11 protein-coding genes, 1 pseudogene and 1 riboswitch are annotated in these 13,200 nt (G+C 66.3%); of the genes and pseudogenes, 3 read left to right on the forward strand and 9 right to left on the reverse strand.

Annotation, left to right across the window (positions count from 1 at the left end; genetic code table 11):
- Positions 1 to 1,109 (forward strand): AMP-binding protein (locus tag ACDELDRAFT_RS13155; RefSeq protein WP_005797531.1); only part of this gene is annotated, 1,109 nt, incomplete at its 5' end.
- Positions 1,110 to 1,396: 287 nt separating this feature from the next.
- Here ACDELDRAFT_RS13155 and ACDELDRAFT_RS13160 read toward each other — a convergent pair.
- From ACDELDRAFT_RS13160 to ACDELDRAFT_RS13180, 5 genes are read right to left on the reverse strand one after another with little or no spacing between them, the layout of a single operon-like run.
- Positions 1,397 to 2,578, reverse strand: a complete 1,182-nt coding sequence (locus ACDELDRAFT_RS13160) for an ABC transporter substrate-binding protein (RefSeq protein WP_005797534.1) — start codon at positions 2,576 to 2,578, stop codon at positions 1,397 to 1,399.
- Positions 2,579 to 2,630: 52 nt separating this feature from the next.
- Positions 2,631 to 3,338: an ABC transporter ATP-binding protein gene (locus ACDELDRAFT_RS13165; RefSeq protein WP_005797535.1), complete on the reverse strand. Its 708-nt coding sequence runs from the start codon at positions 3,336 to 3,338 to the stop codon at positions 2,631 to 2,633.
- On the reverse strand, positions 3,325 to 4,089 hold the full coding sequence (locus tag ACDELDRAFT_RS13170) for an ABC transporter ATP-binding protein (protein WP_005797537.1): 765 nt from the start codon (positions 4,087 to 4,089) through the stop codon (positions 3,325 to 3,327). The genes ACDELDRAFT_RS13165 and ACDELDRAFT_RS13170 overlap by 14 nt, the downstream gene beginning before the upstream one ends.
- Positions 4,082 to 5,047, reverse strand: a complete 966-nt coding sequence (locus ACDELDRAFT_RS13175) for a branched-chain amino acid ABC transporter permease (RefSeq protein ID WP_005797538.1) — start codon at positions 5,045 to 5,047, stop codon at positions 4,082 to 4,084. Before ACDELDRAFT_RS13175 ends, ACDELDRAFT_RS13170 begins: the two co-directional genes overlap by 8 nt.
- A gap of 1 nt (position 5,048) precedes the next feature.
- Positions 5,049 to 5,912: a branched-chain amino acid ABC transporter permease gene (locus tag ACDELDRAFT_RS13180; protein ID WP_005797540.1), complete on the reverse strand. Its 864-nt coding sequence runs from the start codon at positions 5,910 to 5,912 to the stop codon at positions 5,049 to 5,051.
- A 644-nt stretch (positions 5,913 to 6,556) separates the two neighbouring features.
- Between ACDELDRAFT_RS13180 and ACDELDRAFT_RS13185 the strand changes: the two genes are divergently transcribed.
- Entirely contained in the window at positions 6,557 to 7,099 is a 543-nt protein-coding gene (locus ACDELDRAFT_RS13185) for a shikimate kinase (RefSeq protein ID WP_005797543.1), read from the forward strand.
- Between the two features lie 270 nt (positions 7,100 to 7,369).
- Here the strand turns inward: ACDELDRAFT_RS13185 and ACDELDRAFT_RS13190 are convergent, their stop codons facing one another.
- A complete protein-coding gene (locus tag ACDELDRAFT_RS13190) occupies positions 7,370 to 8,296 on the reverse strand; it encodes a LysR family transcriptional regulator (protein WP_005797545.1) in 927 nt (308 codons plus the stop codon).
- Between the two features lie 153 nt (positions 8,297 to 8,449).
- On the opposite strand from ACDELDRAFT_RS13190, the gene ACDELDRAFT_RS13195 reads away from it, so the two are divergent.
- Complete coding sequence (locus ACDELDRAFT_RS13195) at positions 8,450 to 8,854, forward strand: RidA family protein (protein WP_005797546.1); 405 nt, start codon at positions 8,450 to 8,452, stop codon at positions 8,852 to 8,854.
- A 114-nt stretch (positions 8,855 to 8,968) separates the two neighbouring features.
- On the opposite strand, the gene metH is transcribed toward ACDELDRAFT_RS13195, so the two are convergent.
- The 3 genes and pseudogenes from metH to ACDELDRAFT_RS25725 form a co-directional block, all read right to left on the reverse strand.
- Complete coding sequence (metH, locus tag ACDELDRAFT_RS13200; RefSeq protein WP_005797548.1) at positions 8,969 to 11,707, reverse strand: methionine synthase; 2,739 nt, start codon at positions 11,705 to 11,707, stop codon at positions 8,969 to 8,971.
- A 29-nt stretch (positions 11,708 to 11,736) separates the two neighbouring features.
- Positions 11,737 to 11,840: riboswitch (S-adenosyl-L-homocysteine riboswitch) on the reverse strand.
- A gap of 157 nt (positions 11,841 to 11,997) precedes the next feature.
- Positions 11,998 to 13,035, reverse strand: coding sequence for an aliphatic amidase (locus ACDELDRAFT_RS13205; protein WP_005797550.1), 1,038 nt, complete (start codon positions 13,033 to 13,035; stop codon positions 11,998 to 12,000).
- Positions 13,036 to 13,075: 40 nt separating this feature from the next.
- Positions 13,076 to 13,200 (reverse strand): annotated as a pseudogene (locus ACDELDRAFT_RS25725) (zinc ribbon domain-containing protein); the annotation flags it as partial.

The raw sequence follows: 13,200 nt of genomic DNA on the forward strand, positions 1-13,200 counted from the left end.
GCCCCGCGCCCATCGCGGCCGGCCCCGACGACCTGGCCGTGATGCCCTACACATCGGGCACCACGGGCCACCCCAAGGGCTGCATGCACACGCACCGCAGCGTGATGTACAACACCGTCGCCGGCACGCAGTGGCTGGGCACGCCGCAGGACGCCGTGTCGCTGGTGGTGCTGCCGCTGTTCCACGTCACCGGCATGCAGAACGGCATGAACGGCTCGCTCTACGTGGGCGCCACCATCGTGCTGCTGCCGCGCTGGGACCGCGACGCCGCCGCGCAGCTCATCCAGCGCTACCGCGTCACGGGCACGCAGATGATCGTGACCATGGTGGTGGACCTGCTGTCCAACCCGCGCCTGGCCGAATACGACCTCTCCAGCGTCAGCCGCCTGAGCGGCGGCGGCGCGGCCATGCCCGAGGCCGTGGCCACCCGGCTTAAGGAACTGTGCCGGCTCGACTACATCGAGGGCTACGGCATGTCCGAGACCATGGCGCCCACGCACATCAACCCGCCCGAGCGGCCCATGAAACAGTGCCTGGGCATCCCGATCTTCGACGTGGACGCCCGCGTGGTGGACCCCGCCACCTTCGCCGAGCTGCCCCCGGGCGAGGTCGGCGAGATCATCGTGCACGGCCCGCAGGTCATGCAGGGTTACTGGGGCCAGCCTGCGGCCACCGAGGCCGCCTTTGTCACCCTGGACGGCAAGCGCTTCCTGCGCACCGGTGACCTGGCGCGCACCGACGAGCATGGCTACTTCTTCATGGTGGACCGGCTCAAGCGCATGATCAACGCCAGCGGCTTCAAGGTCTGGCCGGCCGAGGTGGAGGCGCTGATGTACGCCCACCCCGCCATCCAGGAGGTCTGCGTGATCGCCGCGCGCGACGAGCGCCGTGGCGAGACCGTGAAGGCCGTGGTGGTGCTGAGCGATACCTTCAAGGGCCAGGTGACGGAGCAGGAGATCGTCGACTGGGCGCACGGCCACATGGCGGCCTACAAGAGCCCGCGCCTCGTGCAGTTCGCGGACAGCCTGCCCAAGTCGGGCACCGGCAAGGTGCAGTGGCGCGCACTGCAGGAAAGCGAGAAGGACGCGGCTGCGCCTCAATCGCTATGAATAAGTGAGCTGATTGCGCGCGCGGATATTGCGCTGCGGGCCCATCAGACCCTTATCACGCCCGCGCACTGCAGATGATGGCGCCGTCATGGCCGGGCGGGGCTTTCCATGGGCCAATCGATGGCTTTTTTGGCGCAGTCATCGGTCCCGATGGGGCCCGACCGGCCGTGGGGGCCGGCAGGTCGGGAATCCATCCGCTGGTGCCTCTTTGATCGCTGAGGCGCCGGTGAATCGGCGGGCAAGCCCAGCATGCCGAAAGGCCCGTCCCCAGGGCCTGCGGCCTGCGTTTATTTGGCGCCGGCGGCCGCAATCAGCTTGATCTTGCCGCCTTCCACCGCGCCGCCGCGTTCCACCGTGGATGCGCCCCCCTGCGCGTCCACGCTCGTCACGCCGCCGGGGTTCTGCTCGGGGGGCAGGCTCTTGTAGGCCTTGTCGAGGTTGGCCCGGATGGCCTTGGCATCCGTGGCGCTGCCCGCCAGCTTCATGGCCTGCAGCGTGGCGTGCACGGCGGTGTAGTTCCACACCACTTCCGAGCCGGGGTCGCGGCTGGGATACAGCTTGTGGAAGCGTTCGACAAAACCCTTCATCGCGGGCGACGGGTCGGCCACCACGGGCAGCACGCCGATGGCGCCCTCGAGCGCTTCGTAGCCGCCCGTGACCTTGGACATTTCATCGAGCTTGGCCTGGTCCATCACGAAGAAGCCGCCCTTGAAGCCCAATTCGCGCGCCTGCTTGACCACCAGGCCCGTGGGCTCGGAGGCACCGCCCACGAACAGCACGTCGGGCTTGGCGGCCAACGCTTTGCTCACACCGCTGTAGAAGTCGGTGGCGCGGTTGTACGACATGGGGTTCTCGGCCACCACGGTGCCGCCAGCGGCCTCCCATGCGGGCTTGAAGGCGGCCACCCAGGCCTTGGCGTAGTCGTGGTCGGCGCCGACCAGGGCAATCTTCTTGCCGAAGCGCTGCATCAGGTAGGCCGAGAAGGGCTTGATGTAGGTGGTGAACTCGGGCGGAATGCGCAGCGTGAGCTTGTTGCCGCGGTTGGTGATTTGCGGCACGCTGCTGTAGGCCAGCACCAGGTAGTTCTGCGCCTCGTTCGTGGTCTGCAGCGCGAAGATGCCGCCCGAGTGCGGCACCAGGATCGCGGCCGTCTTGTGCTGCTGCACCAGGCGCTGCGCGTTGATGGCGGTTTCGCTGGGGTTGTACTTGTCGTCGAGCGCGACGATCTCGAACTTGACCTTCTTGCCGCCAATTTCGGGGTTGGTGGCGTTGACTTCGTTGACGGCAATCTGCGCGCCATCGAGCACGTTCTTGCCGTACTGCGCCGCGCCGCCCGACAGCGGTCCCGAGTAGCCGATCTTCACCACCTCCTGGGCCATGGCGGCACCCGAGGCAAGGGCGGTGCAGGCCAGCACCAGCGCCGTGAGGCGGCGGCGCGAAAGGGGCAGCGAGGAAGCGGATGGGTGCATGGTGGTCTCCTGTGGATGGAAAGGGGCGGTCGTTGAAAACAGGTCTGCGCCCTCAGGCGCCGATGTAGGCCTTGCGGATGGCGTCGTCGGCCAGAAGGGTCTGCGGATCGCCCTCCATGACAATGCGGCCGCTTTCGATCACGTAGGCGCGGTGCGCGATCTTCAGGGCCGCAAACGCGTTCTGCTCGGCCAGCAGCACGGTGGTGCCGGCCTGGTTGATGCGCTGGATGACCTCGAACATCTGCTTGATGACCAGCGGCGCCAGGCCCAGCGAGGGCTCGTCGAGCAGCAGCACCTTGGGCAGGCCCATCATGGCGCGGCCGATGGCCACCATCTGCTGCTGGCCGCCGCTGAGCGAGCCGGCGGGGTCATCCTTCTTCTGCGCCAGGATGGGAAACAGCCCCAGCACTTCGTCGAGCATGCGCTTGCAGCGCGCCGGGTCGCGCCGGTGCACATAGCCACCGAGCGTGAGGTTCTTGAGCACCGACATGCCGGGGAACAGCTTGCGCCCCTCGGGGCACTGCACCACGCCCGTCTGCACGATCTGCGAGGGCTTCATGCCCACCAACTCCTTGTCGCCATAGCGGATGCTGCCGCCCGCCGCCTTGTGGATACCGCTGGCCGTGAGAAAGATCGAGCTTTTGCCTGCGCCGTTGGCGCCCAGCAGCACCACCAGCTCGCCCTCCTGGGCATGCATCGTCACACCGTCGAGCGCCAGAAAGCTGCCGTAGCGCAGCGACAGGTTGTCAAACGCCAGCATGGTCGCTCCCCAGGTAGGCATCGATCACCGCCGGGTTGGCGCGGATTTCGGCGGGCGTGCCCTCGGCGATCTTTTCACCGTAGCTGAGCACCAGGATCTTGTCGGCCAGGCTCATGATCATGTTCATCTTGTGCTCGATCAGGCACACCGTGAGACCGTGGCGCACCATCTTGCGGATCAGCTCGGCCAGGCCCAGCGTTTCTTCGGGGTTCACGCCGCCTGCGGGCTCGTCCAGCAGCAGCAGCTTGGGGTCGGTGGCCAGGGCCAGCGCAAAGGCCACGCGCTTGCGCTCTTCCTGCGTGATGTCGCCGGCCAGGCGCTGGGCAATGTGCGACAGGCCGACGAAATCGAGCGCCGCCCGCGCCTTTTCGCGGCAGATGCGCTCTTCCTCGCGCAGCCGGCTGGAGCCGCGCAGCACGTCGAACAGGCCCGAATGCGTGCGCAGGCGGTGGCCCACGATGAGGTTGTCGAGCACCGTGGCGCCGTCGAACAGCGCCGTGGTCTGGAAGGTGCGCGCCACACCCAGGCGCGCCACCTCGTCGGTGCGCAGCGAGGTCACGTCACGCCCCTCGAAGGTGATGGTGCCCGAGGTGGGCCGGTGCACGCAGCTGATGAGGTTGAAGAACGTCGTCTTGCCCGCGCCGTTGGGGCCGATGATGGCGTTGATCTTGCCCGTCTCGATGGTGGTGCTGACGTCGTTCACGGCCGCCAGGCCGCCAAAGCGCTTGGTGAGATGGTCGATCTTAAGCACGGGGTGCGCCCTCCCGGTCGGCACGGCGCGCGCGCCAGGCCTGGTAGCTGCCCACGATGCCGTGGGGCACGAAAATGACCAGCAGCACCAGGATGGGGCCGAACACGATGAAGCGGTATTCCTGCAGGAACTGCAGGTACTGCGTGAGCCAAGGCACCGCCAGGGCGCCCAGCAAGGGCCCCAGCAACGTGCCCAGGCCGCCGACGATCATGTACATGGTCATGTCGAAGGTGTGTTCCACCCCCGCCACGCCCGGGCCGATGAAGCGAACGAAGCCCGCGTACAGGCCGCCCGCCATGCCCGCGTAGAACACCGACAGCATGAAGGCCAGCGTCTTGTTGCGCATGAGGTTGATGCCCAGCGCCTCGGCCAGCTCGTCGCTGTTGCGGATGGCGACAAAGGTACGCCCCAGCAGCGAGTTGACGATGCGGCGCATCGCCCACATGCCCAGCACCAGCCAGAAGAACACCAGGTAATACAGCGCCAGCGGCGTGTCGAACCGCAGCGATCCGATGGGCTCGGGCGCGGGGATGCCCATGATGCCCACCGTGCCGTGGGTGAGGCCGTCCCACTTCTCGATCACCAGGAACATGATGTAGCCCACGCACAGCGTGAAGATCGAGAAATAGTGGCCCTTGAGCCGCAGCGACAGGATTCCGAGGAAGTAGCCCAACACAACCGAGACCGCGCCCGACAGCGCGAACGCCGCCCAGAACGAGAACTGGTGGTCCACCGTGAGAATGCCCACGGTGTAGGCGCCCACGGCCATGAAGCCGCTGTGCGCCAGGTTGAACTGGCCGGTGTAGCCGGTGATGAGGTTCAGGCCGATAGTGGCAATCGCAAAGATGTAGGCCGTGCTCATCACCGTGAGGTGGTAGTCGTTGCCCGTGAACAGCGGAAACGCCAGGCCCAGCGCCACCAACAGCAGCCATCCCCATTTGCTTTCAAGAAAGGCCATGTCAGCGCACCCCCGAGGTGAACAGGCCCTGCGGGCGCAGCGAGAGGATGACCACCAGCAGCACGAAGGCCATGATGTCCTTGTAGTCGGTGGAGATGTAGTAGGCGCCAAAGCTCTCGGCAAAGCCGATGATGAGCCCACCCACGATGGCGCCCGGCACGCTGCCCATGCCCCCGAGGATGATGATCACGAACGCCTTGGTGATGACCAGGTTGCCCATGGCCGGATACACCAGATTGATGGGCGCATAGAGGGTGGCCGCCGCTGCCGCCAGCACGCCCGAAATGGCAAACGTGAGCATGGCCACGCGGTTGGCGTCGATACCCACCAGCGAGGCGCCGTCGCGGTTCTGGGCCATGGCGATGATGGTCGAACCCATCACCGTCTTCTTCAGGAAGAAATGCAGTGCCACCACCAGTGCAAAGGCCGCGCCGATGATCAGCAGCCGCTGCACGGGCGCCGTGACGCCGCCCAGGTCGATGATGCCGGTGTAGGGCGTCTGCATGCGCTGGAAGTCGGCGCCCCAGATGGCCTGTGCCGAGGCCTCCAGGAACAGCAGCACGCCGATGGCGGCAATCATGGGGTGCAGGCCCGAGGCATGGCGCAGCGGATGGAACACCAGCCGCTCGGCCAGCATCGCCAGCACCGCCACGCACGCAGCCGATCCGGCCATGGCCACCCAGTAATTCCAGCCCCAGGCCGACATCAGGTGGAACGACACGAAGGCGCCCACCATGTAGAACGCACCGTGCGCAAAATTGGGCACATGCAGGATGCCGTACACCAGCGTGAGGCCCAGTGCCACCAGGCTGTAGATGCCGCCCAGCGTAAGGCCGTTGAGCACCTGCTGCAAGAAAATGTCCATCAGCCAGCCCTCCTGTGGGCGCCGCGGCGCAGAGGCCGGTCCGCGTGCCCCGCCCCGCCCCTGCGGGCTCTCTCCAACTGCGGGAATTGCTGCATCGTCTCGCTCCTGTAAGGATTGCACTGCGCTGGCCGCCCCTGGCACCTTGCCGCCGATGCGGGGAGGCCGGGAAGGCGCATGGCAAGGCCAGCTTACCGGCCATGTCCGCCAAGCGGCGTTGATGTTCTGCTGTGCAGCACAACATCAGGGAAAGTACCCACGCTCCGGCGGCCCTGCCAGTCGCCTAGATGACTTGGCGAGTGGCCAGGGGTGCTCCACTGCGCACCCGTACCGTTGTTCTGCAGGGCAGAACATTTTGAAACACCGATGCATGCGGACGCATCTGCCGGGTGTTCTGCTTCTTCGACAACACCATGACGGCGCTCGCCACCGAGAACGCACTGCAACTCGCCCCCACCCTGGCACTGGACGACCAACTGCACATCCCAAGCTGAGGCGGCAGCACGGCCGCCCACCGGGGCACGGCCGGCCCGCCATCCCGTTCGGCCCTTGCTGCAAGCGGCGCATACCGGGCTCGCGAGAACGGGCCCCACGCCGCCTTACACTCTGCGCCCAGTGGGTGACCCAGCCCTCACAACAGGACATTTATGCAGATTCGCTGTGCACTGGTCGGGATGCCCGGCTCGGGCAAATCCACCGTGGGACGGCAACTCGCCCACCGCACGGGCGTGCCCTTCATCGACCTGGACCACCGGCTGGAGCAGTCGCTCGGCACCTCCATCCGCAGCTTCTTTGCAACCGAAGGCGAGGCCCGCTTCCGCGACCTCGAAAGCGAGATGCTGGCCGAGGTGGCGCAGCAACCGGGTGGCATGGTGCTGTCGACCGGGGGCGGCGCCGTGCTGCGCCCTGAAAACCGCCAGGTGCTGCGTGCACTGGGCACCGTGCTGTACCTGCGCGCCTCGCCCGAGGAAATCTTCAAGCGCATCCGGCACGACCGCAGCCGCCCGCTGCTCCAGGTGCCCAACCCGCTGGAGCGGCTGCGCGAGTTACTCGCGCAGCGCGACGGCCTCTACCGCGAGACCGCCCACTACGTGATCGAGACGGGCCGCCCCACCGTGAGCACGCTGGTCAACATGGTCATGATGCAGCTGGAAATGGCGGCCAGCGGCGCTGGCGAGCCGGCCGCCTAGGGCCTGTTCACGCGGCTGCGACCAGATGCGTTGCAGCGCCCAAGGGCCACGCGCAAGGCACCCGACGGAACCGGGGTGCGGCCCCACCTGCGAAGCCTCGTAACGCTGCGAATGGCCTTTTCTGGGCGCCGCTCAGCCGAAGGGAAGGCTTGCCAAGCCCCGCCACTCGCCGTTGCGCTCCTCGCCCAGCGCCCCACCGCGTCACACACCCCGATTCGGCACGGCCTTATGAGCCTTTGCGCGGGCGGAAATCGTGAGAGCAGATCCCGGTCAAGTCCGGGCGGTGCCGGTCAACGGGGCGTGGCGCGCCATCAGCTCCACCACCCAGTCCATGAACACGCGCAGCTTCGCGCTGACATGGCGGTTGGGCGGGTATGCCAGGTATAGCGGCAGAGGGTCGAAGTGCCAGTCCTCGAACAGGGGCACCAGCTCTCCGCTGGCCCGCAGGGGTGCCGACAGGTAGTCGGGCAGGCACAGAATGCCCATGCCGGCCAGGCCCGCCGCGACGTAGGCATTGCCATCGTCCACGGCACACACATAGCGTCCCTCCACACGCACGCGCTCGCTGCCACGGCGCAGGGCATACGGCAGCGGCCTGCCCGTGCGCTCCCACAAAAACCCGACGATGCGGTGGTGCGTTTTCTCCAGCGCCTGCGGATGCAGCGGGGTGCCGGCGCGCTGCAGGTAGGCCGGGGCGGCAAATACCTGGAGCTGCAGGTCGCCCACGTGGCGGGCTATCAGCGATGGATCGGTGATGGCGCCGCCGCGCAACACGCAGTCCACGCCCTCACCCACCATGTCCACCTTGCGGTCGCTCACCCCCATGTCGAGCTGGATGTCGGGATAACGCGCGTGAAAGGCCGGCAACGCGGGGATGAGAACGGTGCGGGCCAGCGGGCTGGGCACGTCCACCCGCAGGCGGCCGCGCGGAACGGCCGACGCAGCCGACAGGCTGGTTTCGGCATCGTGAAGGTCGGCCAGCAGGCGCACCACGCGCTCGTAGTACGCGGCCCCGTCGGCGGTGAGGTGGAGCCGCCGCGTGGTGCGGTTGAGCAGCCGCACGCGCAGGCGGGCTTCGAGCTGCTGCACGAGCTGGGTCACGGTGGTGCGGCTCATGTGCAACGTGTGCGCGGCCTTGGTGAAGCTGCCGGCTTCCACCACGCGGGCAAATGCCTGCATTGCATCGAAACGGTCCATCACGCCACACCCTTCCCAAGATTGTTTGGATTCTAAGAACAGTGATGGACAAAGCTGCCCGTTGATCGCGATGGCCCGCGCTTCTAAAGTGCCTTCACCACGAAACCCCGGGGCCGTCCGCCGCGTGGCACGCCCCATTGATGAAGGATTTTCATGACCGCACGCGACGTCGTCTTTCCTGCCGGACGGCAGGACCTGTATGAGCGCAACCGCTATTCACCGGCCGTTCGCTCCAACGGCTTTTTGTTCGTTTCAGGCCAGGTGGGCAGCCGCGACGATGGTTCGCCCGAACCCGACCTGCGGGCGCAGGTGCGGCGCGCCTTCGACAACCTGAACGCGGTGCTGGCCGCGGCGGGGTGCACCTTCGCCGATGTGGTGGATGCCACCGTCTTCGTGGTCGACCCGGCGTCGAACTTCGAGACCATCTGGAGCGTCGTGCCCGAATACTGGGGCGATGCGCCCTACCCCGCGCTCACGGGCATCGGGGTGACCTGGCTCTATGGCTTCCAGTTCGAGATCAAGGTCATCGCCCGGCTGCCCCAGCAGCAGGCGGCCTGAAACAGCGGGACGGCAGGCCCCGTCCGTCCGTGCGGCGGCTGGAGCCAGAATTTTGAGCAAAACAGGCCCCAAGCGCTTGATTGATAAGCGCCTCTAGCTACATTAAATATAGCATCAAAGATTGGGCGCCAGCAGCCGTGCAAGCGCCGCTTCGTCCATACCCCGGCGCTCGGCCATGGCGTGCACCTGGTCGTCGCCGATCTTGCCCACGTTGAAATACACCGCGTCGGGATGGCCGATGTAGAAGCCGCTCACACTGGCGGCAGGGGTCATGGCCAGGCTTTCGGTCAGGCCCATGCCGATTTCATCGCACTGCAACTGCTGGAACAGGTCGATCTTGGCGCTGTGGTCGGGGCAGGCCGGGTAGCCGGGCGCGGGGCGGATGCCCCGGTATTTCTCGGCCACCATGTCGTCGCTGCTCAGGGCCTCATCGCTGGCATAGCCCCACAGGTCGGTGCGCACGCGGTGGTGCAGGCATTCGGCAAAGGCCTCGGCCAGGCGGTCGGCCAGGCTTTTGAACAGGATGGCCGAGTAGTCGTCGAGCGCTTCGATGAAGGCCTGCTCCCGCTTCTCGATGCCCAGGCCCGCCGTGACAGCGAACATGCCCGCATAGTCGGCAATGCCGCTGCTCTTGGGCGCCACGAAATCGGCCAGGCACCGGCTGGGGCGCGTGACGCCGTCGATGACGTGCTTTTCGGCCTGCTGGCGCAGGCCGTACCAGGTCATGGCGACTTCGGTGCGCGTGTCGTCGGTGTAGAACTCGATGTCGTCATCGTTCACGCTGTTGGCGGGCAGCAGGGCGATCACGCCGCTGGCCGTGAGCCAGCGGCCTTCGATGATCTTCTTGAGCATGGCCTGGCCGTCGGCGAACACGCGCGTGGCTTCCACGCCCACCACCTCGTCGGTCAGGATGGCGGGGTACGGACCGGCCAGGTCCCAGGTCTGGAAGAAGGGGCCCCAGTCGATGTATTTGGCCAGCTCGGCCAGGTCGAAGTTCCTGAAAACACGCCGACCCAGGGCGCGGGGCACGGCGGGCTGGTAGGCGCGCCAGTCGATGGGGGTCTTGTTGGCGCGCGCCTTGGCCAAGGGCCACAGCGGCACCTGCTTTTTGTTGGCGTGCTGGGTGCGCACCTTGTCGTAGTCGGCGTTGATCTCCTGCACATAGCTTTCCACACCATCGCCCAGCAGGCTTTGCGCCACGCTCACGCTGCGCGAGGCGTCGGGCACGTACACCACGGGGCCTTCGTAATGCGGGGCGATCTTGACGGCCGTGTGCACGCGCGAGCATGTGGCGCCGCCGATGAGCAGCGGAATCTTCTTGATCCGGAAGTGCTCGTCCTTCTGCATCTCGCCAGCCACGTACTGCATTTCTTCGAGGCTGGGGGTGATCAGGCCCGACAGGCCCACAATGTCGGCCCCCTCGACCTTGGCGCGCGCCAGGATCTCGTGGCAGGGCACCATCACGCCCATGTTCACCACCTCGAAGTTGTTGCACTGCAAGACGACGGTGACGATGTTCTTGCCGATGTCGTGCACATCGCCCTTCACGGTGGCGATGACGATCTTGCCCTTGCTGCGCACGTCGCGCCCAGCCAGCTCGTCCTGGCGCTTTTCTTCCTCGATGTAGGGAATGAGGTGCGCCACCGCCAGTTTCATCACGCGGGCGCTTTTCACCACCTGCGGCAGGAACATCTTGCCGGCGCCGAACAGGTCGCCCACGATGTTCATGCCGTCCATCAACGGACCTTCGATGACGTGCAGCGGCCGCCCGCCCTTGGCCAGGATCTGTTGGTAGGCCTCTTCGGTGTCTTCGGTGATGAAGTCGGTGATGCCATGCACCAGCGCATGCGACAGGCGCTCGCCCACGGTCTTGGGATGCTCGGGGGTGCCGCGCCATTCGAGCTTCTTGCTCTCGTCCTTGGCGCCGCTCTTGGCGGTTTCGGCCACCTCGACGAGGCGCTCGCCGGCATCGGGCCGGCGGTTCAGCACCACGTCTTCCACGCGCTCGCGCAGCGTGGGCTCCAGGTCGTCGTACACGCCGACCATGCCGGCATTGACGATGCCCATGTCCATGCCCGCCTTGATGGCGTGGTACAGGAACACGGTGTGGATGGCCTCGCGCACCGGGTCGTTGCCGCGGAAGCTGAAGCTCACGTTGCTCACGCCGCCCGAGACCTTGGCGCCCGGCAGGTGCTGCTTGATCCAGCGCGTGGCCTCGATGAAATCGACCGCGTAGTTGTTGTGCTCTTCGATGCCGGTCGCCACGGCAAAGATGTTGGGGTCGAAGATGATGTCCTCGGGCGGGAAGCCCACCTCATCGACCAGGATGCGGTAGGCGCGCTCGCAGATCTCGATCTTGCGTTCGTAGGTATCGGCCTGGCCCTTTTCGTCAAACGCCATCACCACGGCGGCGGCGCCATAGCGCTTGACCAGGCGCGCCTCGTGCCTGAACTTCTCCTCGCCCTCTTTCATGCTGATCGAGTTGACGATGCCCTTGCCCTGGATGCAGCGCAGCCCGGCCTCGATCACGTCCCACTTGGAACTGTCCACCATGATGGGCACGCGTGCGATGTCGGGCTCGGAGGCAATCAGCTGCAGGAAGCGCACCATGGCCGCCTTGCTGTCGAGCATGGCCTCGTCCATGTTGATGTCGATGACCTGGGCCCCGTTTTCCACCTGCTGGCGCGCCACGGCCAGGGCCTCTTCGTACTGGCCGTTCAGGATCATGCGGGCAAACGCCTTGGAGCCCGTGACGTTGGTGCGCTCGCCGATGTTGACGAACAGCGAACCTTCGCCAATGGACACCGGCTCCAGGCCGGACAGCTTCATGGGGGGAAGAGAGACAGCGGACATAGGGCTCACCTGCAAAAAAACGGCGTGACAACAGGTGAGCGTCGTTGTCGGCAGGGCGCGGCGGCGTGTCTTTGCCGGCGCCTGGCCCAAGCCTGACGCAGCAGGGTGCCGCGTTGCAACGCTCCTTGGACCGGAGCCTGCGATTCTACGGTGGCCGGCGCTTTCTGGCGCAGCCGAGGGGACGCGGCACCATCCGGAAAGCCGCCCCTTCCGCAGGGGCCGCGTTTGGCCGCAGGTGGTGGGGGCCTGGTGGCCCCGCAATCACCGGAGGCCCGCCAGCGCACCGATCCTCAGGCGGATGCAATGCCGGGATGGGGAATCCCTTCGATCGGGCACTCTTGCGTGCCGACCATGGGCCGGGTGATGGCCTCCACCGCCGCGCGCGTGCCCTGGGGATCGGCGATCCAGCGCTGGTAGAAGTCATAGGGGCACGTGGCCTCGCCCCGGTCGCCGTCGCCCGAATGGATCATGCCCGTGTAGCCCCGGTGCAGCAGCTTGAACAGGTGGTTCTCGCTCTGGCCGTTTTTGCGGAAGTCGCGGATCAGGCTGGTGGACAGCGCCGCGTACTGCACGCCCATCTCCTCCTCGCCACACTCACCCAGCGTGCGCCCGTCAAAGCCGATGAGCGCGCTGTGGCCAAAGTAGGTGTAGACGCCGTCAAATCCCGCCGCATTGGCCACGGCCACATAGGTGTTGTTGGCAAAGGCCATGGCCTTGCTGATGAGGATCTGCTGCTCCTTGGCGGGGTACATGTAGCCTTGGCAGCGCACGATCAGCTCGGCCCCGCGCATGGCACAGTCACGCCAGATCTCGGGGTAATTGCCATCGTCGCAGATGATGAGGCTGATCTTCAGGCCCTTGGGGCCTTCGCTCACATAGGTGCGATCGCCCGGGTACCAGCCCTCGATGGGCGTCCACGGCATGATCTTGCGGTACTTCTGCACGATCTCACCCTGGTCATTCATCAGGATCAGCGTGTTGTAGGGCACTTTGCGGGGGTGCTCCTCATGGCGCTCGCCGGTCAGCGAGAACACGCCCCACACCTTGGCCTGGCGGCAGGCCGCGGCGAAGATCTCGGTTTCCTCGCCCGGAATGGTGGCGGCGGTGTCCATCATCTCCTGGCGGTCGTACATGATGCCGTGGGTGCTGTACTCGGGAAAGATGACGAGATCCATGCCCGGCAGCCCGCTTTTCATGCCCACGATCATGTCGGCGATCTTGCGCGCATTGGCCAGCACCTCGGCCTTGGTGTGCAGGCGGGGCATCTTGTAATTGACCACCGCGACGCCGACGGTGTCCTTGCTGCTCGAAATGTCGCCGTGAATCATGGCGTGTTCTCCTGGTTCGTTGGTATGGCCCGGCGCAGCCTCAGTGGCTGATCATCCAGGGCCGTTTGGAAGGGAAGGCTTTGGCACCGCTGGGCGCCGTGACCGTGCCGCCGCGCTTGGCACCGCCTGCGCTGCAGCACCCGCAGCCCGAAGGGTGGCGCAGCC

This window comes from Acidovorax delafieldii 2AN, assembly GCF_000175235.1.
In the GTDB taxonomy this organism is placed as follows: domain Bacteria; phylum Pseudomonadota; class Gammaproteobacteria; order Burkholderiales; family Burkholderiaceae_C; genus Acidovorax; species Acidovorax delafieldii_B.

Excerpts from the sequence above, each read along its gene's own strand:
- ACDELDRAFT_RS13160 (WP_005797534.1), bottom strand. The coding sequence starts at position 2,578 with ATGCACCCATCCGCTTCCTCGCTGCCCCTTTCGCGCCGCCGCCTCACG.
- ACDELDRAFT_RS13165 (WP_005797535.1), bottom strand. The coding sequence starts at position 3,338 with ATGCTGGCGTTTGACAACCTGTCGCTGCGCTACGGCAGCTTTCTGGCG.
- ACDELDRAFT_RS13175 (WP_005797538.1), bottom strand. The coding sequence starts at position 5,047 with ATGGCCTTTCTTGAAAGCAAATGGGGATGGCTGCTGTTGGTGGCGCTG.
- ACDELDRAFT_RS13180 (WP_005797540.1), bottom strand. The coding sequence starts at position 5,912 with ATGGACATTTTCTTGCAGCAGGTGCTCAACGGCCTTACGCTGGGCGGC.
- ACDELDRAFT_RS13185 (WP_005797543.1), top strand. The coding sequence starts at position 6,557 with ATGCAGATTCGCTGTGCACTGGTCGGGATGCCCGGCTCGGGCAAATCC.
- ACDELDRAFT_RS13190 (WP_005797545.1), bottom strand. The coding sequence starts at position 8,296 with ATGGACCGTTTCGATGCAATGCAGGCATTTGCCCGCGTGGTGGAAGCC.
- ACDELDRAFT_RS13195 (WP_005797546.1), top strand. The coding sequence starts at position 8,450 with ATGACCGCACGCGACGTCGTCTTTCCTGCCGGACGGCAGGACCTGTAT.
- metH (WP_005797548.1), bottom strand. The coding sequence starts at position 11,707 with ATGTCCGCTGTCTCTCTTCCCCCCATGAAGCTGTCCGGCCTGGAGCCG.
- ACDELDRAFT_RS13205 (WP_005797550.1), bottom strand. The coding sequence starts at position 13,035 with ATGATTCACGGCGACATTTCGAGCAGCAAGGACACCGTCGGCGTCGCG.